Below are 25424 nucleotides of genomic sequence, written 5' to 3'. Positions count from 1 at the left end.
AAATTTAATCTGGTGTAAAAATAAAAAAGGCTTACTGTAATTTCTTACGGTAAGCCTTAAGTTTATGTTATCTATTTGTTAAGAGAACCATGCCATAACGTCTTCTTTTATTGGCATTAGTATTTCCAGTTTCATTTTCTTACGCATGCCGCCAAGGTCATTAAATACTTTATTTGGATTTGCGGTTTTCAAGTCCTCAATTGTATTAAAACCCATCTTCCTAATCACCTGTACCCAGTCTGCAGGTATGCCTGCGTTCACAAAATCGTCATCATTGCTAACTTTCATCTTTTTCTCCGGACGCATTTGAGGGAAAAATAATACTTCTTGAATAGTAGATTGATTGGTCATCAGCATGACCAGTCGATCAATACCAATACCTAAACCTGATGTTGGAGGCATGCCATACTCTAAAGCACGAATAAAGTCATCATCCATAGCCATTGCTTCAGCATCACCTCTTGCTGCTAATTGCAACTGATCTTCAAAACGTTCTTTTTGATCAATTGGGTCATTCAGTTCTGAATAGGCATTCGCAATTTCCTTACCACAAATAAAAAGTTCAAACCTTTCTACCAGCCCTTCCTTGCTACGGTGTTTTTTCGCAAGTGGTGTCATTTCCAATGGATAGTCTGTAATGTAAGTAGGCTGTATCAAATGGTCTTCTACTTTCTCACTAAATATTTCATCGATAAGCTTACCTCTTCCCATTGAAGCATCAATTTCGATGTTAAGGATTCTACAGGTTTGCTTCAATTCATCTTCAGTCATTTGTGAAACGTCGATGTCTGTATATTTCTGTATAGACTCATACATTGACATTTTTTCATAAGGACCTTCAAAATTGATTTCATATTCGCCTACTTTTACAATTGGTGTTCCATGAATAGTTAAGGCTATTTTTTCCAAGCATTCTTCTACCATCGCCATCATCCAGATATAATCTTTATAAGCCACGTAAATTTCCATGGAAGTATATTCTGGATTATGTGTGCGGTCCATCCCTTCATTTCTGAACATCTTACCGAACTCATAAACACCATCAAAACCCGCTACAATCAATCGCTTTAAATAAAGCTCATTGGCTATCCGCAAGTACAATGGCATATCCAAAGTATTGTGATGCGTGGCAAAAGGGCGAGCTGCGGCACCACCATGAATCGGTTGTAGAATAGGTGTTTCCACTTCCATCCAGCCCTGCTCATCAAAATAATTGCGCATCGTGTTAATTACCCTGGAGCGGTTCATGAAGATTTTTTTGAAACCAGGGTTTACTGTTAAATCTACATAACGCTGGCGATAACGCATTTCTGGATCCGTAAACCCATCATAGATATTGCCATCATCATCACGTTTTACAACAGGAAGTGGTTTCAAGGACTTAGATAATAGCTTAAATTCTGTCACATGTACAGAAATCTCTCCCGTTTGTGTGGTAAATACATAGCCTTTAACTCCTATGTAATCGCCTAAATCAAGTAGTTTTTTGAAAACGGTATTGTATAATGTTTTATCCTCATCCGGACAAAGGTCATCTCTTTTTAGATAAATTTGAATTCTACCTGTTGCATCCTGTAATTCTACAAAGGAAGCACTACCCATAATGCGGCGTGTCATAATGCGACCTGCAAGGCTGATATTCTTATAAGAAGTCTTATCTCTTTCGTAATTTTCTAAAATATCATCGGCGTGTGCGGTAACTTCATAAGTTTCTGCCGGATATGGGTTGATGCCTAAATCACGTAATTGGGTTAGCGCACTTCGTCGCAATACTTCTTGTTCTGATAATCCTGTACTCATATTAAATAAATGTCTTTAGCCGTGGCCAGATCGTGTGTTTTTATTGAATTGTAAAAATAGTAATTGCAGTTCGAATTTTAGTCAGCTTCAACAGATTCTTTATACATCGCATTGATACTCTCGGCATATTTTTTCTCAACAACTTTTCGCTTAATTTTAAGGGTTGGCGTAATTTCACCCTCTTCTATGCTGAAAGGATTTCTCTTTACTTTAAAATTCTTAATCATTTCAAATTTAGCCAGTTCTTTTGAGTATTTTTTGAGGTCTACCCAGATCCAGTCTAGAATTTCCTTTTCTTCAATAAAAATCTCTGGTTGAAGAAAGTAGGATTCAGATAAATGGAAAGTTTCCTTTAAATTTTCAGCATTTGGGACAATAATTGCTGTCAGGTATTCCCGTTTATCACCTATTAAAAAAAGCTGGTCAATTTTAAGACTTTTTAAATAAATATTCTCAACAGGTGTGGGATAAACATTTTTGCCATAAGCATTTACAATCATGTTTTTTAAGCGGTCTGTTATCTGAAGGTTTCCCTTGTAGAAGCGACCAATATCACCTGTATGAAACCAATTATCTTTGTCAATTGCTTCCGCTGTTTCCGCCGGCTTATTAAAGTAACCCTGCATCACGCAGTGTCCGCGTACAATAATTTCTCCTTCATCACACTCAAAATCTTCCTGAAATGTATCATGCGTTTGAATATTGATCATTTCCTTAGTCTCCACATTTTGGATGCCCACTTCAATGCCTGGAATGACCCTGCCTACCGTTCCATAAACTTGTCGGTGGTATTCTGTAACCGACATTACGGGTGAGGTTTCTGTAAGACCAAAACCTTCCAGAATTTTTATTCCCAGGTTTCCAAAAAACTCACCTACATTTTTTGGAAGGGCAGCACCGCCAGAAATCATAAACTTCAACCTGCCGCCAGTTTTTTCTTTGATTTTGCTAAACACTAATTTTTCTGCCAATGCTTTTTGAGCAGTTAATATAAAGCCTGGTTTTTCTCCTGCTTCTTTTTTTCTTCTGTAATTTTGTCCTATTTCTAAGGACCACAAGAATATTTTAGCTTTCCATCCACCCTCGGCTGTGCCACTTTTAATTGCTTTATCATGAATTTTTTCTAATAAGCGTGGTACACAACTCATAACGGTTGGTTTAATTTCTGCCATATTTTTAGCTAAAAGCTCTAGGCTTTGTGCATAGGCAATTTTACAACCCTGTGCACAACAAACATGATAGGTAGCTGTACGCTCAAAAACGTGTGATAATGGCAGAAAAGATAAAAACGTTTCCGTTTCATCTATAACAGGGATCTGTTGTAAACAAACTTTAACATTTTCTACAAAGTTACCATGTGAAAGCATTACCCCTTTAGGAGTTCCTGTAGTTCCGGAGGTGTAAATTAAAGAAGAGATATCTTTAGGGCGTAGAGATAGCCGAATGGTTGTGATTTTTATCTTTTCTTCTTCGGTAATGATCTTTTTAGCATTTAAAATAGCTTCAAAAGGAATGATTTCTGCTTTAAGATCTTCTGGAAGTGTAACCTTAGTATACTCTGGAAATGCAGGAATCAGGTATTGCAGCTGTCGGCATTTTCCGGCAATCTTTAATATTTTTTTATACAAGAAGGTGTTGCCAATTAAAATGGCTTTAATGCCAGAATCATTTATAATATACGCAACCTCAGATTCAGAAAGGGTAGGATAAATAGATACATTTATAGCTCCAATTTGCTGTATCCCCTGGTCATAATATACGTATTCAGGAGAGTTTTCGATCATAAGACCCATTCTATCACCCATAACAATACCTTTTTCAAGAAAAAAAGCAGCAACGGCATCGGCACTGTCAAGCGTTTGTCCAAAAGAGATCTCTTCCCAATCTTCATTCTTTTTATGAATCAGGAAAGTATCTTCAGGGGGGTGTATATTCTCCACTACATTTCTCAATAAACTTGGAACAGTAGAGAACTCATTAAATGATACCATAATGTATATTGTTGTTTTACTTGCGGGAGCAATGATAAACTTTTACATTTAAAAATGCAAAAGGGCACCAAAGTGCCCTTTAAAAATATAAAAAATGTTATTTAAACAGAGAAACTCTCTCCACAGCCACATGAGCGGCTGGCATTAGGGTTATGGAAATTAAAACCTTTTCCGTTTAAACCATCTGAAAAGTCAAGTTCAGTGCCGGCTAGATATAAGAATGACTTCATATCTAATGCAATTCTGATACTGCGGTCTTCAAAAAACTGATCTCCGGTTTTCTCATCGTTATCAAAATCCAAATTATATGATAAACCAGAACAGCCGCCGCCTTTTACAGACACGCGGAGAAAATAATCTGCACCAAGCTGCGAATTCTGCATCAAGTTGTCAATTTTACTTTTTGCTTTATCGGTAATTGTGATCATTGTTTCTAAAATTTAATCAAATTTAATGCTCACCACTTTAGTGGTGAGATTTTGCTAGTTCAAAAGGTGCTAAACCATTTTTTACCCTGTAATCATTGATTGCAGATTTAATGGCATCTTCAGCCAATACTGAACAGTGTATTTTTACAGGAGGTAAAGCAAGCTCTTCCACAATATCCATATTGTCTATCGTTAAAGCTTCATCTACTGTTTTACCTTTTAACCATTCCGTAGCTAAAGAAGAAGAGGCAATTGCAGAACCACAACCGAAAGTTTTGAACTTTGCATCAGTGATGATGTTATTTTCATCCACTTCAATTTGCAAACGCATTACGTCTCCACATTCTGGTGCGCCTACTAAGCCTGTACCTACTGATTTACTATCCTTATTTAATGTACCAACATTTCTAGGGTTGGTATAATGTTCCATTACTTTTTCTGAATATGCCATTTTATGATCCTCCAGGCTCTAAGGAGCCTATTTAAAACTTATAATAATAATTTATTAAACCTGCAAGCTTAATGCTCTGCCCATTCAATTTTACTTAAATCGATTCCTTCTTTAAACATTTCCCATAACGGCGACAAATCTCTTAAGTGATTTACAGCTTTTTTAGTATTTTCAATAGCATAATCAATTTCTTCTTCAGTAGTAAAACGACCTAATCCAAAGCGGATAGAAGAGTGTGCTAAATCATCAGAAAGACCTAAGCTTTTTAATACATAAGAAGGCTCTAAAGATGCCGAAGTACAGGCCGAGCCTGAGGAAACAGCAAGATCTTTCATGGCCATCATTAAGCCCTCACCTTCAACATATTTAAAAGAGATGTTGGCTACATGAGGTAAACGATGTGTTGCATTTCCATTTACATAGCTTTCTTCCATTTGTGTTAAAGCACTTTCCAATTTATCTCTTAAAGCAGATAACCTTTTCGCTTCTTCGTCCATTTCAAGTCGGCATATTTCACATGCTTTACCCAAACCAACAATACCCGGTACATTTAATGTTCCCGAACGCATGCCACGTTCATGACCACCACCATCCATTTGAGCGGTTACTTTAACCCTTGGATTTTTACGTCTAACATATAAAACGCCAACTCCCTTAGGTCCGTACATTTTATGTGCTGTAAAAGCCATTAAGTCAATGCCATCAGCATTTACATCAACAGGAATTTTTCCCACTGCCTGCGTAGCATCTGTCATAAATAAAGCACCATGTTTATGTGCAATTGCTGAAATTTCTTTTATCGGTTGTACAACACCAATTTCGTTATTACCATACATGATAGTAACTAAAATTGTTTCTGGAGTCATTGCAGCGTCTAATTCTTCTAAATCAATTAAGCCATCAGATTTCACTTTTAGGTAAGTAACTTTAGCGCCTAATTTTTCAAGATGTTTACAAGTATCAAGTACAGCCTTATGTTCTGTGGTTGCAGTAATGATATGATTACCTTTTTCCTTGTACATTTCAAATACACCTTTAATACCAAGGTTATCTGCTTCAGTAGCGCCAGAGGTAAAAATGATTTCTTTTTCAGTACAACCGATTAATTTACCAACTTGTTCACGTGCATAATCAACTGCTTCTTCAGCAACCCAACCAAAAGCGTGGTTACGACTGGCAGCATTACCAAATTTGTTAGTGAAATAAGGCAGCATTGCCTCTAAAACCCTTGGGTCAAGGGGGGTTGTTGCATTATTATCTAGGTAAATAGGAAGTTCCATGTTATTTTAATTTATTCTTAATACAACAAAGATACGCAAAAAGAATAGCAACAATTATAAATAATACCTATGAACCTATAGTCAAAACATGCATTTTTACATTTATTTAACGTTTGTGAATCATGAAGAAAATAGAACATATTGGTATTGCAGTGAATAACCTGGAGGAGGCCTGCCATTTGTACGAAAAATTACTTGGAATAAGCGCTTATAAAACGGAAGAAGTTGCTAGCGAAGGGGTAAATACTGCTTTTTTTAAAACCGGAGCGAATAAAATTGAATTGCTAGAGGCGACCAGCGACGATAGTCCGATTGCGAAATTTTTAGCAAAAAAAGGGGAGGGCATTCATCATATTGCTTTTGATGTAGCCGATATTTACCTTGAAATGGAAAGGTTAAAAGCTGCAGGATTTCAACTTCTCAATGAAAACCCTAAAAAAGGTGCTGATAATAAATTGGTGTGTTTTGTGCATCCAAAGGGTACAAAAGGAGTTCTTATCGAATTATGTCAGGAAATAAATAATCCTTAACTTGCTCATTCATAAGGGGCAATTAATTTAGCATATCGGGTTAATAAACTTTAAGCTATAATTTTAAGACAATCCTTGTTTATGAATAATAAAATTAGGATATTTGCAACCTTAAAAATAAGAGACACGTAAGTTATAATTATAATCATAATATGAAAAAAGATCTGCATCCATCAAACTATAGATTTGTAGTATTTAAAGATATGTCTAACGAATATTCTTTTTTAACTAAATCCTGTGTAGATACTAAAGAAACTACCACTTGGGAAGATGGAAATGAATATCCGCTATACAAATTAGAGATTTCGCATACTTCACACCCGTTTTATACTGGTAAAATGAAATTGGTAGATACTGCTGGCCGTATCGATAAATTTAAAACTCGTTACGCTAAGAAGTAATTCTGAAAATAAAGAAATTATTTTAAGTCCCGATGCTAATGCTTCGGGACTTTTTTTATTTTTGTAGCTTATGATAATCAATTTATTTGATGATACTGCGCGGCTCTCTCTGCTACCACTTACTTTTACAAGGCCGGTTGCAGATCTACGTGTGGGTATTTTAACGATTGCTCAGAAATGGGCTGCTTGTTTTAACGCTGAAACAGGCTTTTCTACAATAGCTTACTTAGCCGAAAAGTACAAGCCTCAACCAGGGGCACTGCTTTTTATTAATGGTTCGATTTGTCCGGATGATGGACTGCAAGATGCTATTTTGCAATTGAAACCAGGCGAGGCGCTGAAAAAAGGCGAACTTTTAATAGCTTACCTTGCCGCAGAAACAATGCCTTTTGAGGCAGCTCTGGTAAATACTTTCGCTATTAAGCAGTATATTGCAGAATTTGTGAGGCTGGTGTATCCTGAGGATATTTTTAGATTAAATGACATAGAATTAAGGAAAGATTACCTCCTATTGACCCATGGCCGGCAATCTGCTGCTTTAAGCAATACCAATACACTCCTTGGTGAAAATATTTTTATTGAAGAAGGTGCCCAAGTAGAATGTTCTACTTTTAATAGTTTGAATGGACCAATATATATTGGTAAAAATTCGCAGGTTTGGGAAGGGAGCCATATTCGTGGTTCATTTGCATTATGCGAAAACTCTCAAGTTAAAATGGGAACCAAAATTTACGGTCAAACTACAATAGGTCCTTTTTGCAGGGTTGGTGGCGAAATTAATAATGCCGTAATTTGGGGACACTCCTCAAAAGGGCACGAGGGTTATTTGGGTAATGCCGTTATAGGGCAGTGGTGCAATATTGGCGCCGACAGCAATAACTCTAACTTAAAAAATAATTATGCGGAAGTAAAGCTTTGGGATTATGAGAAAGAAGGTTTCCGTAAAACGGGTTTACAGTTTTGTGGTTTAATTATGGCAGACCATGCCAAATGTGGCATCAATACCATGTTTAATACCGGAACCGTTGCCGGTGTGAGTGCTAATATTTTTGGCCCGGGTTTTCCCAGGAATTTTATTCCTGATTTTGCCTGGGGTGGGGCACAAGGTTTTGAAACTTATGCCTTAAATAAAATGTTTGAAACCGCAAAAAAAGTATATGAGAGAAGAGACCTTTCATTTGACGAACAAGAAAAGGCTATTTTAACCAAGGTTTTTGAATTAACGCAAACACATAGACGCTTTTAATTAGATACAGTATAAATACATAAATTAGAATGAGAAAAAAAATTGTAGCAGGTAACTGGAAAATGAATTTAGATTACGCCGAAGGTGTTTCCTTATTTTCAGAAATCGTAAATATGATTAGAGATGAGCAAAAAGGTACACAAGTAGCTGTAATATGTGCTCCTTATATTCATTTAAATAGTTTAGCTAAATTAGGTGGAACTACCGTGAAAATAGGCGCTCAAAACTGTCATCAAAATGAAAGTGGTGCTTTTACAGGTGAAATTTCTGCAAAAATGATTCAATCTGTTGGTTGCGAATATGTCATTATTGGTCATTCAGAACGTAGACAATATTTTGCTGAGTCTGATGCCCTATTATTGGAAAAAACCAATATAGCTTTAAAAAATAACCTTACTCCAATATTCTGTATTGGCGAAACTTTGGATGAAAGAAATAATGGTAGTTACTTCGACGTAATTAAGTCGCAATTAACCCATGGGGTATTTGCTTTAAGTGCAGCAGATTTTGCTAAAGTTGTTTTGGCTTATGAGCCTGTTTGGGCTATTGGTACTGGTTTAACGGCTAGCTCAGCTCAGGCACAGGAAGTTCATGCTTTTATTCGTAATGAAATAGCTGTTCAATATGGTGCTGAAGTAGCAGAAAATACAAGTATTTTGTATGGTGGTAGCTGTAACCCCAAAAATGCTGCTGAGCTATTTGCTCAAAATGATATTGACGGTGGCCTTATTGGTGGTGCATCTTTAAAATCACGCGATTTTGCCGACATCGTTAAAACATTTAATTCTTAATGCAATACATTCAAGTCACTTTTACTTTAGATAAAATTGAGGCCTATCAACAAGATTTGCTCATCAATGATTTGGCAGAGATAGGTTTCAATACCTTCGAGGATAATGAAAATGGCTTTGCTGCTTTTATCGATTTTCAGGATTACAGTCAGGTCAATTTAACGGAAGTCCTTTCACTGTTTCAGGAAGAAATTGTCTACACGTATACCGTTACAGAAATTGCTGCTCAAAATTGGAACGAGGAATGGGAGAAGAATTTCGAGCCCTTAATGATCAGTGAGCAATGTTATGTGCGAGCTACATTTCATCCTGCACAGCCACAATATCCTTATGAGATTATAATTGATCCTAAAATGGCTTTTGGTACAGGGCACCATCAAACTACTACCATGATGATGAAATATATCTTATCTTTTGACGTAAAAGATAAGACCGTATTAGATATGGGCTGTGGTACTGGTATTTTAGCTATTTTAGCTGCTAAAAGAGGCGCGAAAACATTGGTTGCAATAGATAATGATGAGGTTTGTTACCAAAGTACGATAGAGAATACTGGTTTAAATGCAATAGTTAATTATGAGGCATTATGTGGCGGTAAAGAAGCGATCCCAAAAACTACCTTTGATGTTATCCTAGCCAATATTAACCGGAATATTTTGCTTGATCAGATAGAAACCTATGCTGAACGGCTTAAAGCTGGTGGCAGTATTTTCTTTAGTGGCTTTTATGAATCTCCGGATTTGGAAATGATAACTGAAGCATGTGAAAAGTTTAATATCAACTATGTGGATCATCAAAAAATGGGCGATTGGGTAGCCGCTCATTTTACTAAGGATTAATAATTTACGCAGATTAGGATATGAGAATACATTTTATAGCTATAGGAGGTAGTGCTATGCACAACTTAGCCATTGCTCTGCATAAAAAAGGCTTTGTGGTGAGTGGGTCTGATGATGTGATTGCCGAGCCTTCAAAAGGTCGTTTAGCCCAATATAACCTGCTTCCTATTCATATGGGTTGGGATGAAAGCAATATTTCTCCTGGTCTTGATGCAGTGATTCTTGGTATGCACGCTTTTGAGGATAACCCAGAATTGTTAAAAGCGAAAGAATTGGGTTTGAGAATTTATTCTTACCCAGAGTATATCTACGAGCAAAGTAAGGATAAACTTCGGGTAGTGATTGGTGGTAGCCATGGTAAAACAACCATCACCTCCATGATTTTGCATGTGATGAATTATTACAAACGTGATTTCGACTATTTGGTAGGCGCACAGTTGGAAGGTTTTGATACCATGGTAAAGTTAACTGCTGAAGCTCCTGTAATCATTATTGAGGGCGATGAATACCTAGCCTCAACAATAGACCGTCGCCCAAAGTTCCATCTTTATAAAGCGAATATCGGTGTGATTAGTGGTATTGCCTGGGATCATGTTAATGTCTTTCCCACCTTTGATAACTATATACTACAGTTTGATATTTTTATTAATACGATACAACCTGATGGTAAATTAATTTATTGTCAATCAGACCCTGTATTGACTGCACTAGTTGATAAATCTACAGCTCCCGTGGAGAAAATTCCTTATTCCATACCGCCACATGATTTGCGTGATGGAATAACCTATTTATTGCCAGAGGAAACACCTCTTCATATTTTTGGCGATCATAACCTCATGAATTTAAATGCGGCGAAATTAGTCTGCGCAACATTAGGTATTTCTGGAAAGGATTTTAATAGGGCTATTTCGACTTTCAAAGGTGCTTCCAAACGACTGGAATTAATGCTTAGTGAAGCCCAAACAAATGTTTATAAAGATTTTGCACATTCTCCTTCCAAAGTAAAAGCAACAATTGAGGCAGTAAAGTCCCAATTTAAGGGCAGGAAATTAGTTGCCTGTATGGAGTTGCATACATTCAGTAGTTTAAATAAAAATTTTTTACTACAATATCAAGGTACAATGGACAAGGCTGATGAAGCTATTGTTTACATTAATGAAAACACTTTCAAGCAAAAGAAAACTACACCTTTTAGTAGTTTTGAGGTTGAAAGTGCATTTAAAAATAGTAAATTGCATTTTTTTAATGACGCTCTCGAATTAAAAGCGTATTTGTTGGGTCTTGATTTCAAGAATACGAATTTACTTTTAATGAGCTCGGGTAATTTCGGGGGGGTAGATTTCGTTAAACTGGCACGTGAATTGAGTAAATAATTTAATGCACACATAATATATCTAAAAAAACAATATGAACGTCATTGGTAAAAACATCAGGCAACTGAGACAGAAAAATGGTTGGAGTCAGGGTGAAGTTGCAAAACGCCTTAATATTTCTATTCCAGCATTTTCTAAAATAGAAACAGGGATCACTGATATTAACATTTCAAGGTTAGCACAAATTGCTAATTTGTTTGAAGTGTCAACAATGGATATCATCTCCAAAGAAGGAGAGAATCCACAGTCGGTAAACTTTGAAGAAATTAACACCCTTAAATCAAGGTTGTCACAAAGAGAAGAAGAGATCATTAAACTTCAAAAGAAAGTTATTGAGCTTTATGAAGAAATAAGACAAAAATAGGATACTATTTAAAAAATATTGCGCAGGGTGAGGTGTCGCTTTCCGAAAGTGGCACCTGTAGCCTGGTGTATTGAAAGCATCTTATCATTAAAGTCTCCCACCCAAGAAAGCTCCAGTTCATCGTACTGGTTTAAAGGCAAGACATACTCTTTCAATTTAATAAATAAAGCAGATTCTAAACCGTGCTTTTGATAGGCCATTTTAGTGCCCATTACAACAGCGCGCATGCGGTTTATACCTTTCCAGCGGCGGTAGAGGAATTTTACTTTTTCTATTATCCCTAATTTACCATTAAAACCTTTGATAATTTGATTGGCATCAGGAATGATGACAACAAAAGAAGCCGGTTCACCATTAACGTAAGCAAACCAGATCAGCTTTTCGTCCATGATGTTTTCCATCTTCTTAAAACTCCCCAGTAATGTTTCTTTTTTAATGGGTACAAAACTTTCAAAATCCTTCCATCCATCGTTATAGATTTCCATAAGGTCATTGACATATTTTTCTGGATTTTTTTTAGAAAAGTGTTCAAATGTATAACCGGGTTTATTGGCTACCCAATTGGCAATTTTTGTAAAACGCTCAGGAAATGGATTTCTAATTTGCAAGTGATTCGTAATCTGTTCATATTCCGTTTTAAAGCCATAATTGATGAAAAAGCTTTGGTAGTATGGAAAATTGTAATTCATACCGTAAGATGGCTGTGTGAAGCCTTCTATCAGTAAACCCCAGAAAGAGTCATTCTCGCCAAAGTTGATTGGCCCATCCATAGCTTTCATTCCCTGTTCTTGAAGCCAGCTTTTAGCGGTATCAAACAATTTAAATGCTGCCTGCTGGTCGTTTATACACTCAAAAAAGCCCATACCTCCGGTAGGCTGATCATACTGAAAAGCTTTCTTCTCATTGATAAATGCAGCCACACGGCCAATCAGTTTTCCGTCAGCATCTTTTAGAATCCATCTGGCACAAACACCATGATTGAAGAAAGGGTTTTTTAGAGGATCAAAGATAGCCTCAAGCTCTACATCGAGCGGACAAATCCAATTTTCATCATTTTGATAAAGTATTTTGGCAACGTCTAAAAAATTTTCACGAGTTTTTGTATCACTAACTGGGAGGATCTGCATGTAGGTATTCTTAAATTAAAAAAACATCCTTGAAGGATGTTGAAGGATATAATTAAATTTTTTTACTTAGAAATTATCGTCATCATCATCATCAATAAAATCATCAATAGGTTCCAGATCATCAAGAGCTACATCAAAATCTTCATCCTCATCATCTATAAATGATTTTTTGTTATTATTTCCTTTGATCAAACTGTCGTTGAGCATATCCTTATCTTCGACTTCATTTATCGGGCCTTTTTTGATGGATTTTTTTGGATTTGTCATGGCAAAAAAAATTAATTTCTAAATGATTTTCATGGCTATAAAATTACATAAATCTAATTAAAATGTACTCAGATTTTTAATTTTTTCTCTAAATCAAATTTAAAACAAAAAGTGTTTTTCTGGAGATTTATTTTAAAAAAAGGAATTGGAAGTACTTTGTTTGTAGTGAAAATTTAAAAGTGATTTTGAGTATGGATTGACTTTTGAATGCGGTAAAGGGTTATGAAAAGAGTAGGATTGCAGGAACCTCGGCAGGTCCTTGCTAGGTCGTTGGTAGGTCCTTAACGCAATCAAAAGACCTAGAAAGGACCTGCCAAGGATAGGTGAATGATAGGAAAAAGATAAGGTTATTAGTTATGCATATTTTAATGAGTAACATTAATGGCAATAAGTATTGTTTTCCTTTTTGCAGGGAGCTATTGAATGGTAATATTAGGGGAAAACCGGATTTAAGTGCTTTACCTTATTTTAAGGCAAAAAAAAAGTGATAAAGTTTTAGCTTTACCACTTTTAACACACAAATGAAGCCTGAATTGAGATAGTTTTTAGGTTAGGTTAAAACATCTTGATCAATTCTATAAGAACGATTCACAAACTAAGTTTGTACTTATATCTATTACAAGATTAATGCTATTTAACCTGGTATCTAATTAGAATTTAGTAAGTGGTATCTATAATTGAGTAAACGGTAAATAGCTAGGGTAGGGCTATTGAAATTAGGACAGATGTGCCTGAAGTACCGATCTGTTGTACTTTTATTTGTATAGGATATGCATCAATTTGATTTAATAAATTAATTCTTTCTTGTGTCAGGCTCATCCCTTTACTGCTATGGTTGTGTTTTTTGTATTTTAAGGAGTTGTCGATGCCTATTCCGTTATCCTTAATTTCTATATGCAGGCTATGTTCGCTTATTAAATTGATGGAAACCTCCAAATCACCACCGGTATCAATAGGCATAATGCCGTGCCATATTGCATTCTCTATATAGGGTTGCAGCAACATTGAGGGTATCTTGGTCTCTTCCTGATCTATTTTTGGGTCTATTTCAATTTTATACCTCAATTTGTTTCCAAATCTTTTCTTTTCCAAGCTCAAGTATAGCTCCAGGTAGGCCAATTCTTCTTCCAGTGATATATAGCTTTTAGTGCAAATCTCCATGTTTTTTCTAATCAGCCTGGCGAAACCTGTCAATACTTTATTGGCAGAACCGGTATCATTGGTGTTGATGTAATGTTGGATGGAGTTCATTACATTAAAAACAAAATGTGGATTCATCATTGCTTGAAGGGCATTTTGTTCCAGCATCAAAATCTTATTTTTTAACAATAGCTTTTGTTGCTCCTTATTTTTCTGCTTCTTAGTTACTATCACCGCTATTCGGTAAAAGCTAATTCCTGCGGCTACAAATAGCAATAACATAAACCAAGTTGATTGCCAAAAGTAGGCTTTCTGTACAAAATTTATTTTAGCAGACGGCCCCCAGCTGTCATTGTTTGTCCTTGCGCTTAGTTCAAAAGTGTAATTACCCGGTTTTAGCGCATTGACTTCAACCTTTCGGTTTTTGGTTTCCGTCCAATCGTCATCTGGTTTTAAGCGGTACCTGAACAAAAATTCTTGTCCCTGAAAGTCTATTGCACCAAAATAAAAAGCGATTTTATTTTTAGCCGGACTTAACACTATGCTGGTGTCTTTTAAACTTCTTTTTAAGCTATTCACTTCTATCGAAGAAAAGATAGCTTTTGGTATCTCTTTAGTTGCCTGGAGTGGCTTGTGTAGAAAATATACCAAACCTGTATTGGTTGCAAAATAGGAGGTGTCTTGATCAACAAATACATCGTTAACATCATTTTTTAATAAAGCATCAGTGTATTCGAAAGCTTTTATGTCAGTAGTGCCATTTTCTAAACGAATTTCGTTAATACCTTGACTGGTAACCACCCATATATGATTATTACTAACGAATATTTTTTTACAAATGTTGCTGCTCAGGCCATCCTTTAAAGTAAAGTGCAATACCATTTTACCACCTTTGATAAAGAGCAAGCCATAACCATCTGTTGCTAATATGATGGTTCCATCTGCTAATTGGTTGATGTCGTTAACACGCTTGGTAAGCAAAGATTCCCTAAAAAAAGGGATGACTTTATTTTTGCTAAACTGATTTAAACCGTCAATGTTAGAGAACCATAAATCGTCGTTATTGTCGTAAAAAATGCTGTAAGAACGGTCATTAAAAAAGTTAATCCCATTTATTAATTCGAGCACATTATACTCAAATTTCTTTTTTCGATCTTGCAGTAGCACTATTCCAGATGATAAGGCCAGAGAAAGCCCCATATTTTTATTAATACTGAAATCCTTTATCACAAATAATGAGTTGTTGGTTTCCTTTAAGTATTTGATGGGGCTTTTTTTGTTGTAAATGTTAAGGAGCACACCTAACCCATGATTTGAAGCGAAGTAAAGGGATTGGTTGGCTTCATCAAGGATGAGTTTTTTCAGCCCGGTGTTAAAAGATTTTTTATCAGGAATTTCAATCTGATTAACCTTTAGTGTTTGATGCGCTACTTTGTTGAGGTCTCCATTCCCTAATCCCAGCCATAAATTCTTGTTTTTATCCTTCGTTATACTTTTTATTACATTGTTGCTAAGGCCTTGGTTTTGATTGATGATAAATAATCTGTTTTCTTTTCTTGGCAACATATAAATGCCCGTTGTGGTGGTAAACCACATGTTGTTTTTATTATCCTTGATAACCTGCACAGTCGGTATTCCTTGAAGATAATTGGTTACTTTTCCAAGCTTGTCCCGGTGGTAGATACCGTTATTATGACTCAACCATAATTCATTAGTATTGCCATAAAAATAGCCTAAATTTTGGTTCAATAAGGTTGTGTCTATTTTTATAAAGGTGCTATTCTGATTTCCTCTACGGGCGTGGAGTCCATATTTATTAACATATAAAAACCTATTAGCACCTAGGCAACTTATGGTTTTATAAGAAAATGATTTTGGAGGCGCGAGGCCGGATAATTTAAAGTTGCCGTTCTGGTAAAACCGCACGCATTGGTTACTATAGGCCCAGATTTTGCCTTTTATATCTTCGTAAACATAGGTAAGAAAAAATTGATTTTTGGTGTCCTCAGCCGTGAATTTTGTTAATGATACCCCATCAAACATAAAAAGCATATTTTTATTGGTGCCAAACCACAACCTGTCTTTACTGTCATGAAACATTGAAATAACGATTGCATTAAATTTTAAAAGCCGGAGGGCTTTGTCGTTTTTGCTATTGTAGATTATACCATCTAGAAAATAGCTCATTTCGCCATTGAAAGCCATGAACCACACCCTACCTTTTTTATCTTCCTGAAGCATTAAAATCTGGTTATCTGGCAAACCATCATCTATAGTGAAGTTTTCAAACCTCTTGCCATCAAAGCGGCTTACTCCTGCGTCCGTACCAAACCAGAGGTATCCTTTGCTATCTTGGAGGGTAAAGTAGCAATTGTTGCTGGGTAGTCCATCTTTGGTAGTATAATGTTGAAGAAATGTTGATTGGGCATAGGCTTTTATTCCTGCTGTATGGCACAACAAGGTTAAACAGCAAGCAAGAAAGTGATTAACTAACTTTTTATTCGTCACTCCTGAAGTTTGTATAAGTTTTTACTTTTTCAGCAAATTCGCTGGCTCGTCTGCGGGAAACTGCAATTTTAACGCCACTTTTTAAGACTACTTCCAGTCCATTTTTAGAATTATACTCTTTTAAATAATCAAGGTTAATGATGCTGGATTTATGCACTCTCACAAATTTATTTTCGGGCAGTATTTCCTCGTATTCCTTTAATACTTTAGCTACGGTAATTTTTTCCATTCCCGAAAGGTGAAAAACCGAGTAATTGCTATCAGCTTCTACATGAATAATCTGATTAAAATTAACCAGTGTATAGCCGCCTTGTCCATTGGGTAAATTCAATTTACGGATTTCTGAACGGTCCGCCAAATTTTCTGCCAGTTGAGTTAATTGACTGTTCATTTGCTGCGCTGATAATTTATTCTGACCAATATATTTTGTTGCTTTAATTACCGTTTCCTTTAGCTCGTCGATATCTATAGGTTTTAGCAGGTAATCCAGTGCGTTTGCTTTAATTGCTTTTAAAGCATATTGATCATAAGCGGTTGTAAAAACCACATGTGCATTATTTTGCACGGCAGCAGGAATTAGTTCAAAACCATTCTCCCCGGGCATAGCAATGTCCAGGAAGATGAGGTCTATTTTATTTTCTGCCAGCAGTTTCCTGGCTTCAGTTACAGATTTGGCGATACCGGAAATTTGAATATTTTCACAATTCTCCTGCAAAAGAAAATACAATGAAGAACGTGCAAATTCTTCGTCGTCAACAATGATAGCGTTCAAGACCAGCATAAATATAATATTTATACCAATTTAGTAATTGATTACCTGTTCTTCCAGGTGTTCTGGCAAATCGCGGTAATTATATTGTTGTCCACGCAGTTGTGATTCAAAACCTGCTTCTTTAATGGCATCCTGTATCCCTTTAGCAGTAAAGCGATGAGGTGCACCTGCGGCTGAAACAACGTTTTCTTCGATCATGATGGATCCAAAGTCATTTGCTCCTGCATGAAGGCATAATTGCGCCACTGCTTTGCCAACAGTTAACCAGGAAGCCTGAATATTTTTAATATTGGGCAGCATAATTCTGCTCAAAGCGAGCATACGCACATATTCATCGCCAGAAACATTATTAGTAATGCCCCGGAGTCTTTTCAATAAGGTGCCATCATCCTGGAAAGGCCATGGTATAAAGGCAAGGAACCCGTTACTTTCTATTGGTTTTTCGCTTTGTACTTCTCTAATCCATACGAGGTGTTCAAAACGTTCTTCAATGGTTTCCACATGGCCAAACATCATCGTAGCTGAGGTAGTAATGTGCAACTGATGAGCAGCACGCATGACATCTAGCCATTCTTGTCCGCCACATTTTCCTTTAGAAATTAACCTTCTTACCCTATCGTTCAGAATTTCTGCACCCGCACCCGGTAAAGAATCCATTCCTGCAGCCTTTAAAGCAGCCAGCACTTCGGTATGTGTTTTACCTTCTAGCTTTGCTACATGGGCAATTTCAGGCGGACCTAAAGCATGCAGCTTCAAATCAGGGTACAGTTGTTTGAGTTCTTTAAATAAGTCGGCATAGAATGCTAAGCCCAAATCAGGATGGTGGCCACCCTGTAATAAAAGCTGGTCGCCCCCCAAGTGGAAAGTTTCTTCTATTTTTTGTTTATAAGTTTCAATAGTAGTAACGTAGCTATCTTCGTGGCCTGGTCTTCTAAAAAAATTGCAAAATTTACAGTTTGCGATACAAACGTTAGTCGTATTCACATTTCTATCAATCTGCCAGGTAACTTTCCCGGAAGGAACTTGAATTTTTCTTAATTCATTTGCTACATAAGCTAATTCGGCTGTTGCGGCATTGTGGTATAAAAAAACACCTTCTTCCTTAGTTAAAAAATCGAAGTGCAGTGCCCTGTGTAATAGATCAGCAGTGTTCATACCACAAAGATACCATAAGTTCTGTTCTTTTTTAATTCCTATCTTTGCAACAATTATTTCGAAAAATATGGTAGACTTTAACCGTTTTACATTAGCTAACGGATTGCGTGTTTTAGTGCACGAAGATGATACGACGCCAATGGCGGTATTAAATATTTTATATGATGTGGGTGCCCGGGATGAAGAAGCGGATAAAACTGGTTTTGCCCATCTGTTTGAACACTTGATGTTTGGTGGCTCGGTCAACATTCCATCTTATGATGAGCCTTTGCAAAGGGTAGGGGGAGAAAATAATGCCTTTACCAGCAATGACATCACCAATTATTACATCACTTTGCCTGCTGTTAATTTGGAAACTGCTTTCTGGTTGGAAAGCGACAGGATGTTAAGTCTTGCCTTTTCGGAGAAGAGCTTAGAAACGCAGAGAAATGTAGTTTGTGAGGAATTTAAACAAAGGTACCTGAACCAACCTTATGGTGATGTGTGGCTGAAATTAAGACCACTTGCTTATTTAAAACATCCTTATCAATGGGCAACGATAGGTCAGGATTTGAAACAAATTGAAGAAGCCAGTATGGAAGATGTAAAGGCCTTCTTCAAAAAACATTATAATCCGCAAAATGCGATTATGGTTGTTGGCGGAAACGTTAAAACGGCAGACATAAAAGCAATGGCAGAGAAATGGTTTGCACCAATTCCTGCTGGAATAAAATATGAAAGGAATTTGCCTAAGGAAGTTTTACAAACCGAAGCCAGACAAGAAACAATCATGGCCAAGGTTCCGCTGAATGCAATTTATATGGCTTTTAAGATGCCAGAAAGAAGTCATAAGGATTATCAAACTTTTGATCTGCTATCTGATGTGTTATCTCAGGGACAATCTTCGCGTTTATATAATACCTTGTTAAAAGAGCAACAGTTATTTAGTGATGTACATGCTTATATTACCAGCAGTATTGACGAAGGTTTATTTGTTGTAGAAGGTAAGCTTGTTGAAGGGGTAAGTGTAGCCACTGCCGAGGAAGCTATTTGGAAGGAGTTGGAACGAATAAAAGGGGAGCTGATTACGGTTGATGAATTGACCAAGGTTAAAAATAAATCAGAGTCTATTATGGTATTTGCGGAAATGAGCTTATTAGACAAAGCCATGAACCTTGCTTACTATGAGCTTTTAGGTGATGCTGCTTTATTAAATACAGAGATCGACAGGTACCTTGCCGTAACAGCGGTGCAAATACAGCAGGCCGCACAACAAACCTTCGTTAAAGAACAATGTTCCACTTTATACTATTTAATTGCTAAAGATGCTTAACCGTACCCTAGTGCCTGATTCTATACAGGTAAATGATATCAAATTTATAGCGCCCCAGCAGCAGCAACTGGATAATGGAATAAAAGTATTTACCATTAATGCGGGCAAACAAGATCTTGTAAGGATTGAATTTATTTTCGATAATGTAAATTTTGATCCTGCTAAACCTTTGCAGGCCGTGGTTGTAAACCACCTCATTAACAACGGAACAGCAACTCTTTCAGCAAAAGATATTGCCGACAAGGTTGATTATTACGGTGCTTTTTTACAAACTGAATATGGTGCTGATCAAAGTAGTATTAAACTTTATACGCTGAATAAACACTTGAAAGCGGTTCTGCCTATTTTAAAGTCTATACTGGATGAGAGTATTTTTCCACAACAGGAATTAGCTATTTTTATTCAAAACCAGAAACAATCCTTACAGGTAAGCCTAGAAAAGAATGATTTTCTTGCCCGTAAGAACTTTGCGCATGCTATTTTTGGGGATTCCAGCTATGGCTCCAATATTACTTTCGCTGATTATGATGCCTTACAGCAAGATGATCTATTGGCCTATTACCATTCTGCTTATAAGCCCGAAAACTGTACTTTATTTGTTGCAGGTAAATTTGAGCAGCCAGAATTTGAGTTATTGAATACTATATTTGGTCAGGAATGGAACAATAAGGCGGTATCGAGAAAAAACAAATTTGTTTTTCCTGCATCCCCAAAGGGAGAGATTTTGATCGAAAGACCGGGAGCGATCCAATCAGCTATTCGCATGGGAGCGATGGCTATCAAAAGAACCCATCCTGATTTTGCAGGTTTCCAGGTGTTGAATTGTTTACTTGGTGGTTATTTTGGTTCGAGATTAATGGCGAACATTAGAGAAGACAAGGGATATACTTATGGTATTGGTTCTGCCGTGGTTTCTATGAAAGATGCTGGCTACTTTTTTATTGCTACTGAAGTTGGTGCCGATGTTTGTGGCAGTGCCTTGAATGAAATTGAAAAAGAGATTGATATTTTAAAAACAGATCTGGTGCCTGATGCTGAACTAGATTTAGTGCGAAATTATATGTTAGGTTCGATGTTAGGCAGTCTTGAAAATGCCTTCTCTCATGCAGATAAGTTTAAAAATATATTCTTCTCTGGGCTTGATTATCAGTATTATGAGAAATATATTTTAATTGTAAAAACAATTGATGCAAATAGCTTGCGCTTGCTGGCTAATCAGTATTTGAATACTGCAGATTTTACTAAGGTTATTGTAGGGAAGAAATAAGAAAAGTAAGTATTGGCTAATTAGTTTTAGCCAATACTCCTTTTGATTTGTCTGCCTGATACACTTTTTTATAAAAATCGATCAGCTCATTGTATTTTTCAGATAAATATTGTTTTTTTGTTCATATAGGGTAATCTTCCTATTATAATGCCCAAACTCAGAACAATCGCCGTAATTATTATTTACTTAATAGCGTGATCATTCCGTCCATTGTAGCAACTAATATTTTATCTTTACTTAATACATTTACGGTATTAACCATGGAGTTGTCGATTTTATGAGCCCATACCTCTTTTTGTGTTTTAGGATCAAAAGCATAAACAACACCATTTTTAGTTCCAAAAAACACAAGGCCATTTTTAGCGATCAGCATAGAAGGCACATGTTCATAACCAAAATTGAGGTTTAATCTCCATAATACACCAGGGTCAGTCCTTTGAGTTTTATAGGCCACAACTTCATCATTCATGGTTTTGCCGAATATCAAAGTTCTATCTTCAGAGATACCGATAGATTCCCTCACTGTTGCTTCTTTATTTCTCCATAGCGTTTGTCCAGTATTGGCATCTATTGCGGTGAGTACACGGTCAGGTGCTGCTATGTAAATAACATCGTTATTGGCAACAGGAGTAACCATTGCAGGAGAAAACATCCTGTTCGGATTTCCATTTTCCCATTTCCAAGCCAGCTTTCCATCGTTTTTATTCAAAGCATAGAGGTATCTGCCCCAGGAACCGAAAATAACTTTATCCTTGTAAATTAAAGGAAGCGCTGCAATAGCACCCTCAACCTGGTTAAATTCCCAGATGAGTTTACCAGTTTTAACGTCGATTGCACGGAATGAATTATCGCTGGATCCAATATATACACGTCCTTTTTCTACCACGGGAGAGCCTAGTACTGCAGCTTTGGCCTGGTATTTCCATTCCAGTTTTCCTGTATTTACTTGTAGCGCATAAATATTTCCATCTCCCGAACCTAGTATGACTAGTTCATTAACTATAACCGGAGAAGAGTAGATAGCACCTTTGGTTTTGAAAGTCCATTTTTTGCTGCCATCTTTAAGTGATAGCGCTTCCACCTCACCAATTGCATTGCCAACTACAACGATTTTTCCATTGGTAGCAGGAGTTGAAATAACATTAGCCGCAGAATGGTAAGTCCAGCTTTGTTTAATTTCTGGATAAGTAGTATTAATGGCATAAGAAGGACGCTCAAATTGAACATTGTTGGTGTTTTTGAATGTTTTTAAAGCAAATTTTCTCCATGGGTTTTCTACAGCTATACCAGGTTTTTTTACGGCAAAGAAAGTAGAATCCTTGTGCATGGTTACAATATTGTATCCACCTATACTGTCTTTAGCACGTAGGTTTGATCTGCCCATTGTGCCTTCAACACCTTCAAAGTTAAACGCTTTATTGGCATGACCATGTCCGCAAATGGCATATTGAATGTTGTATTTTTTAATTCTGTCGGTTGCTTCATACCAGTTATCGAGGCTATTGTCAATAGGGTAGTGGTTTATGAAAACAATTGGCATCTCTTTAGGCGTGTTTTTTAAAATATTTTCCAGCCAAACAGTTGCATCTCTTGGGATGTGTCCATCAGACATACGTACATAAGGGCCAGAAGCACAGGCGATAAAGCGGAAACCATTATGGTCAAAGGTGAATTTGTCATTTCCAAACTGCTGGGTAAAGTCTACACCACCAGATTCTGACCAACCAGTATCATGGTTTCCAGGAATAAGATGTACGGGTTTAGTTAAAGTAGAAAGTATTTCTTTGGCGAGTTTAATTTCTTTTAGGGTGCCCATTTCTGTAACATCGCCTGTAACCAGTACAAAAGCAAGGTCTTTTTGTTTGTTGATGTCTTTTACGGTTCTACGTAAATCTTCTTCTCCGGTTGCAGTACCTACATGCGTGTCGGTTACGAAAGCATATTTAAAGGTCTGCGCTACTGCGGAAAGTTTGAGGAAGAAAATTAAAGTTAGAGTAAGGTAAATTTTAAGCTTCTTTATGTTGTATTTCATGCCCGGAAAGTTAAACATTTAAATTTTTTTAGATGATATTAATATAATTAAATAAATTATCATATTTGTAATAACGAAATATTTTGATTTCTATTCCCAAAACGTATGTCATCAGCCTCAGTAGACAATAGTAACCTTATTTTTAAAATTAATCCTGATCTTTCGCAAATAGACTGGGGCTACATTTGTGAGTTATTTGATAAAGTTAATTGGAGAACTCGTTTGCCAGAAGAAATTGAAAAGGCCTTTAGCGCAAGTACCTGGACCTTATTTGTTTATAAAGAGGAGCAGTTGATTGCCTTTGGCCGCACCATTGATGATGGACGTTATTATGCTATGCTTGGGGATATTGTGGTTGATCCGCAATTTCAGGGGAAAGGCCTTGGAAAAAAAATAGTCAACACTTTAAATGGACAATTGGAAAATTACCATTTTGTTACCTTAACAGCCGCACCAGGTAAAGATAGTTTTTATAAAAGTTTAGGTTGGAAAAAACAAACTACAGCATTTATATGGCCCCAAGGACCTAAGCAATTAAGGCAGCATACTGAGTTGGAAGGGTAAAGATTTCTATAGAAAAATGGGCGTAAATAAAGCCATCATTAGAATGGCTAATGTTTAATCTCAATGCAATCTTCTCAATTAATAACAGTCATTAATACATCGCTATTGCAGAAACGTATATATAATCGTACTTTTGCCTCGCAAATAGTAACTCCTAAATTATTTGCTATGCAACTCGATCCCAATAAATTTATAGCCGAAGGACTAACATACGATGACGTATTATTAGTGCCCGCATATTCTGAAGTTTTGCCACGTGATGTGGATACCGGAACTTATCTGACCAAGAAAATACGTTTAAATGTTCCTATAGTATCTGCAGCAATGGATACAGTGACTGAAGCTAATTTGGCAATTGCCATTGCCCAGGCAGGAGGTATTGGTATGCTCCATAAGAATATGAGTATTGAACGTCAGGCAGAAGAAGTAAGAAAAGTAAAGCGCTCAGAAAGTGGTATGATACAAGATCCCATTACTTTGGGTAAAGATGCTACCGTAGCAGATGCTTTTCAGATCATGCAACAATATAAAATTGGTGGCATTCCTGTCATTGATTCAGAAAATATATTAGTAGGTATCATCACTAACAGAGACTTGCGTTTCCAAAAAGACATGTCACGTCCAATTGCAGAGGTGATGACCAGTGAAAACTTAATAACTGCCCCTGAAGGCACGACTTTATTGCAGGCAGAAGAAATTTTGCAGGATTATAAAATAGAGAAACTTCCTGTCATCAATAAGGAAGGGCATTTGGCTGGCTTGATTACTTTTAAAGATATTCAAAAATATAAAAACTACCCCAAAGCATGTAAAGATGAAAGAGGTCGTTTGCGTGTTGGTGCAGCCGTTGGCGTTGCTGCAGATAATATTGATCGTGTTGCCGCCCTGGTAAAGGCTGGTGTTGATGTGGTAACTGTAGATACTGCCCACGGACATTCTAAAGGGGTGATTGACATGATTAGAGCAATTAAAAAACGTTTCCCTGATTTACAGGTGATTGCTGGAAATATTGCTACAGCCGATGCGGCAAGAGCATTAGCTGAAGCTGGTGCAGATGCTGTAAAAGTAGGTATCGGACCGGGCTCAATTTGTACAACCCGAATTATTGCTGGGGTAGGAGTACCACAATTATATGCTGTATTTGAATGCGCCCAGGCGTTAATAGGTACTGGTATTCCAGTAATTGCTGATGGCGGAATTAAACAAACTGGAGATATTGTGAAGGCTATTGCTGCTGGTGCAAGTTGTATCATGGCTGGTTCTTTGTTTGCAGGTGTGGAAGAATCCCCTGGTGAAACAATCATTTATGAAGGCCGCAAGTTCAAATCTTACCGAGGTATGGGCTCTGTCGAAGCCATGCAACAAGGTTCTAAAGATCGCTACTTCCAGGATGAAGAAGATATAGTTACCAAACTAGTACCTGAAGGAATTGTTGGCAGAGTACCTTATAAAGGTACTTTAGCCGAAGTGATTTACCAAATTGTTGGCGGCTTAAGAGCTGGAATGCATTATTGCGGCGCTGCAACTATTGATGATTTGCAAAAAGCTAAATTTGTAAGAATTACCGCTGCAGGAATGAGAGAAAGTCATCCTCATGATATTTCTATTACCAAGGAAGCTCCAAATTATTCTCGTTAATTAATACCTTCGCAAATGATAAAATCACTAGGTGTTTATCGTTGATGCAAATTTTAACCAAAATCCTCTATTGCTTAAGGCGGTAGAGGATTTTGGTTATATGACAGAAACCATATTAAATCAGCTTTTAGGAATTCTATCCTGAAAT

22 protein-coding genes are annotated in these 25424 nt (G+C 36.7%); 11 read left to right on the top strand and 11 right to left on the bottom strand.

The features are described 5' to 3' along the window. Positions 1-78 precede the first annotated feature (78 nt). From lysS to AAKU52_RS06840, 5 genes are all read right to left on the bottom strand, one after another. Complete coding sequence (gene lysS, locus AAKU52_RS06860) at positions 79-1800, bottom strand: lysine--tRNA ligase (protein WP_354331616.1); 1722 nt, start codon at positions 1798-1800, stop codon at positions 79-81. A 77-nt stretch (positions 1801-1877) separates the two neighbouring features. Beyond that, complete coding sequence (locus AAKU52_RS06855) at positions 1878-3791, bottom strand: AMP-dependent synthetase/ligase (RefSeq protein ID WP_354331614.1); 1914 nt, start codon at positions 3789-3791, stop codon at positions 1878-1880. A gap of 101 nt (positions 3792-3892) precedes the next feature. Then, a complete protein-coding gene (locus AAKU52_RS06850) occupies positions 3893-4219 on the bottom strand; it encodes a HesB/IscA family protein (RefSeq protein WP_354331612.1) in 327 nt (108 codons plus the stop codon). Between the two features lie 37 nt (positions 4220-4256). Then, positions 4257-4670, bottom strand: a complete 414-nt coding sequence (gene iscU, locus AAKU52_RS06845; RefSeq protein ID WP_354331610.1) for a Fe-S cluster assembly scaffold IscU — start codon at positions 4668-4670, stop codon at positions 4257-4259. Positions 4671-4738: 68 nt separating this feature from the next. Further along, the gene (locus AAKU52_RS06840; RefSeq protein WP_354331608.1) at positions 4739-5950 is read right to left on the bottom strand and encodes an IscS subfamily cysteine desulfurase; all 1212 of its coding nucleotides are present in this window, start codon (positions 5948-5950) and stop codon (positions 4739-4741) included. A 122-nt stretch (positions 5951-6072) separates the two neighbouring features. Here AAKU52_RS06840 and mce point away from each other — a divergent pair, with 122 nt between their 5' ends. From mce to AAKU52_RS06805, 7 genes are all read left to right on the top strand, one after another. Further along, positions 6073-6480 carry a methylmalonyl-CoA epimerase gene (gene mce, locus AAKU52_RS06835; RefSeq protein ID WP_354331607.1) on the top strand — a complete coding sequence of 136 codons (408 nt, stop codon included), beginning with the start codon at positions 6073-6075 and terminating at the stop codon, positions 6478-6480. Positions 6481-6632: 152 nt separating this feature from the next. Continuing rightward, the gene (locus tag AAKU52_RS06830) at positions 6633-6881 is read left to right on the top strand and encodes a type B 50S ribosomal protein L31 (RefSeq protein ID WP_196858660.1); all 249 of its coding nucleotides are present in this window, start codon (positions 6633-6635) and stop codon (positions 6879-6881) included. 70 nt (positions 6882-6951) lie between these two features. After that, positions 6952-8127, top strand: a complete 1176-nt coding sequence (locus AAKU52_RS06825; RefSeq protein ID WP_354331604.1) for a GlmU family protein — start codon at positions 6952-6954, stop codon at positions 8125-8127. Between the two features lie 29 nt (positions 8128-8156). After that, positions 8157-8918 (top strand): triose-phosphate isomerase, encoded by a 762-nt coding sequence (gene tpiA / locus AAKU52_RS06820; RefSeq protein ID WP_354331602.1) that lies wholly within the window; start codon positions 8157-8159, stop codon positions 8916-8918. Continuing rightward, positions 8918-9757, top strand: coding sequence for a 50S ribosomal protein L11 methyltransferase (gene prmA, locus AAKU52_RS06815; RefSeq protein ID WP_354331600.1), 840 nt, complete (start codon positions 8918-8920; stop codon positions 9755-9757). Before tpiA ends, prmA begins: the two co-directional genes overlap by 1 nt. A 20-nt stretch (positions 9758-9777) precedes the next feature. Next, positions 9778-11130 carry a UDP-N-acetylmuramate--L-alanine ligase gene (locus AAKU52_RS06810; protein ID WP_354331598.1) on the top strand — a complete coding sequence of 451 codons (1353 nt, stop codon included), beginning with the start codon at positions 9778-9780 and terminating at the stop codon, positions 11128-11130. Positions 11131-11164: 34 nt separating this feature from the next. Beyond that, positions 11165-11494 carry a helix-turn-helix domain-containing protein gene (locus tag AAKU52_RS06805; RefSeq protein ID WP_354331596.1) on the top strand — a complete coding sequence of 110 codons (330 nt, stop codon included), beginning with the start codon at positions 11165-11167 and terminating at the stop codon, positions 11492-11494. A gap of 8 nt (positions 11495-11502) precedes the next feature. Here AAKU52_RS06805 and AAKU52_RS06800 read toward each other — a convergent pair whose 3' ends face one another. The 5 genes from AAKU52_RS06800 to AAKU52_RS06780 all read right to left on the bottom strand — a co-directional run bounded on the left by AAKU52_RS06800 (position 11503) and on the right by AAKU52_RS06780 (position 18463). Beyond that, the gene (locus AAKU52_RS06800; protein WP_354331595.1) at positions 11503-12621 is read right to left on the bottom strand and encodes a GNAT family N-acetyltransferase; all 1119 of its coding nucleotides are present in this window, start codon (positions 12619-12621) and stop codon (positions 11503-11505) included. 66 nt (positions 12622-12687) lie between these two features. Then, positions 12688-12888 carry a hypothetical protein gene (locus AAKU52_RS06795; protein ID WP_354331593.1) on the bottom strand — a complete coding sequence of 67 codons (201 nt, stop codon included), beginning with the start codon at positions 12886-12888 and terminating at the stop codon, positions 12688-12690. A gap of 696 nt (positions 12889-13584) precedes the next feature. Next, complete coding sequence (locus tag AAKU52_RS06790; RefSeq protein WP_354331592.1) at positions 13585-16536, bottom strand: ligand-binding sensor domain-containing protein; 2952 nt, start codon at positions 16534-16536, stop codon at positions 13585-13587. Then, complete coding sequence (locus AAKU52_RS06785) at positions 16526-17317, bottom strand: LytR/AlgR family response regulator transcription factor (RefSeq protein WP_354331590.1); 792 nt, start codon at positions 17315-17317, stop codon at positions 16526-16528. Before AAKU52_RS06785 ends, AAKU52_RS06790 begins: the two co-directional genes overlap by 11 nt. A gap of 21 nt (positions 17318-17338) precedes the next feature. Beyond that, positions 17339-18463, bottom strand: coding sequence for a CofH family radical SAM protein (locus tag AAKU52_RS06780; RefSeq protein ID WP_354331588.1), 1125 nt, complete (start codon positions 18461-18463; stop codon positions 17339-17341). 67 nt (positions 18464-18530) lie between these two features. Between AAKU52_RS06780 and AAKU52_RS06775 the strand changes: the two genes are divergently transcribed. Continuing rightward, positions 18531-19775, top strand: a complete 1245-nt coding sequence (locus tag AAKU52_RS06775; RefSeq protein ID WP_354331586.1) for a M16 family metallopeptidase — start codon at positions 18531-18533, stop codon at positions 19773-19775. Beyond that, on the top strand, positions 19768-21042 hold the full coding sequence (locus AAKU52_RS06770) for a M16 family metallopeptidase (RefSeq protein ID WP_354331584.1): 1275 nt from the start codon (positions 19768-19770) through the stop codon (positions 21040-21042). The genes AAKU52_RS06775 and AAKU52_RS06770 overlap by 8 nt, the downstream gene beginning before the upstream one ends. Positions 21043-21220: 178 nt before the next feature. Here AAKU52_RS06770 and AAKU52_RS06765 read toward each other — a convergent pair whose 3' ends face one another. Next, positions 21221-23074 carry an outer membrane protein assembly factor BamB family protein gene (locus AAKU52_RS06765; RefSeq protein ID WP_354331582.1) on the bottom strand — a complete coding sequence of 618 codons (1854 nt, stop codon included), beginning with the start codon at positions 23072-23074 and terminating at the stop codon, positions 21221-21223. Between the two features lie 105 nt (positions 23075-23179). On the opposite strand from AAKU52_RS06765, the gene AAKU52_RS06760 reads away from it, so the two are divergent. Continuing rightward, a complete protein-coding gene (locus AAKU52_RS06760; protein WP_354331580.1) occupies positions 23180-23638 on the top strand; it encodes a GNAT family N-acetyltransferase in 459 nt (152 codons plus the stop codon). A gap of 168 nt (positions 23639-23806) precedes the next feature. Next, positions 23807-25276 carry an IMP dehydrogenase gene (gene guaB, locus AAKU52_RS06755; protein WP_354331578.1) on the top strand — a complete coding sequence of 490 codons (1470 nt, stop codon included), beginning with the start codon at positions 23807-23809 and terminating at the stop codon, positions 25274-25276. Positions 25277-25424: the final 148 nt, after the last annotated feature.

It is taken from the genome of Pedobacter sp. CG_S7, from assembly GCF_040544395.1.
Taxonomy (GTDB): domain Bacteria; phylum Bacteroidota; class Bacteroidia; order Sphingobacteriales; family Sphingobacteriaceae; genus Pedobacter.
This window is presented reverse-complemented; position numbering and strand designations above follow the sequence as displayed.

Bases quoted from the DNA above. Each gene is read 5' to 3' on its own strand.
- AAKU52_RS06770 (WP_354331584.1), top strand. From the start codon at position 19,768: ATGCTTAACCGTACCCTAGTGCCTGATTCTATACAGGTAAATGATATC.
- tpiA (WP_354331602.1), top strand. From the start codon at position 8,157: ATGAGAAAAAAAATTGTAGCAGGTAACTGGAAAATGAATTTAGATTAC.
- AAKU52_RS06765 (WP_354331582.1), bottom strand. From the start codon at position 23,074: ATGAAATACAACATAAAGAAGCTTAAAATTTACCTTACTCTAACTTTA.
- AAKU52_RS06810 (WP_354331598.1), top strand. From the start codon at position 9,778: ATGAGAATACATTTTATAGCTATAGGAGGTAGTGCTATGCACAACTTA.
- AAKU52_RS06760 (WP_354331580.1), top strand. From the start codon at position 23,180: ATGTCATCAGCCTCAGTAGACAATAGTAACCTTATTTTTAAAATTAAT.
- AAKU52_RS06840 (WP_354331608.1), bottom strand. From the start codon at position 5,950: ATGGAACTTCCTATTTACCTAGATAATAATGCAACAACCCCCCTTGAC.
- guaB (WP_354331578.1), top strand. From the start codon at position 23,807: ATGCAACTCGATCCCAATAAATTTATAGCCGAAGGACTAACATACGAT.
- AAKU52_RS06825 (WP_354331604.1), top strand. From the start codon at position 6,952: ATGATAATCAATTTATTTGATGATACTGCGCGGCTCTCTCTGCTACCA.
- AAKU52_RS06795 (WP_354331593.1), bottom strand. From the start codon at position 12,888: ATGACAAATCCAAAAAAATCCATCAAAAAAGGCCCGATAAATGAAGTC.
- AAKU52_RS06780 (WP_354331588.1), bottom strand. From the start codon at position 18,463: ATGAACACTGCTGATCTATTACACAGGGCACTGCACTTCGATTTTTTA.
- mce (WP_354331607.1), top strand. From the start codon at position 6,073: ATGAAGAAAATAGAACATATTGGTATTGCAGTGAATAACCTGGAGGAG.
- iscU (WP_354331610.1), bottom strand. From the start codon at position 4,670: ATGGCATATTCAGAAAAAGTAATGGAACATTATACCAACCCTAGAAAT.
- AAKU52_RS06775 (WP_354331586.1), top strand. From the start codon at position 18,531: ATGGTAGACTTTAACCGTTTTACATTAGCTAACGGATTGCGTGTTTTA.
- AAKU52_RS06850 (WP_354331612.1), bottom strand. From the start codon at position 4,219: ATGATCACAATTACCGATAAAGCAAAAAGTAAAATTGACAACTTGATG.
- AAKU52_RS06785 (WP_354331590.1), bottom strand. From the start codon at position 17,317: ATGCTGGTCTTGAACGCTATCATTGTTGACGACGAAGAATTTGCACGT.
- AAKU52_RS06855 (WP_354331614.1), bottom strand. From the start codon at position 3,791: ATGGTATCATTTAATGAGTTCTCTACTGTTCCAAGTTTATTGAGAAAT.
- lysS (WP_354331616.1), bottom strand. From the start codon at position 1,800: ATGAGTACAGGATTATCAGAACAAGAAGTATTGCGACGAAGTGCGCTA.
- AAKU52_RS06830 (WP_196858660.1), top strand. From the start codon at position 6,633: ATGAAAAAAGATCTGCATCCATCAAACTATAGATTTGTAGTATTTAAA.
- AAKU52_RS06800 (WP_354331595.1), bottom strand. From the start codon at position 12,621: ATGCAGATCCTCCCAGTTAGTGATACAAAAACTCGTGAAAATTTTTTA.
- prmA (WP_354331600.1), top strand. From the start codon at position 8,918: ATGCAATACATTCAAGTCACTTTTACTTTAGATAAAATTGAGGCCTAT.
- AAKU52_RS06805 (WP_354331596.1), top strand. From the start codon at position 11,165: ATGAACGTCATTGGTAAAAACATCAGGCAACTGAGACAGAAAAATGGT.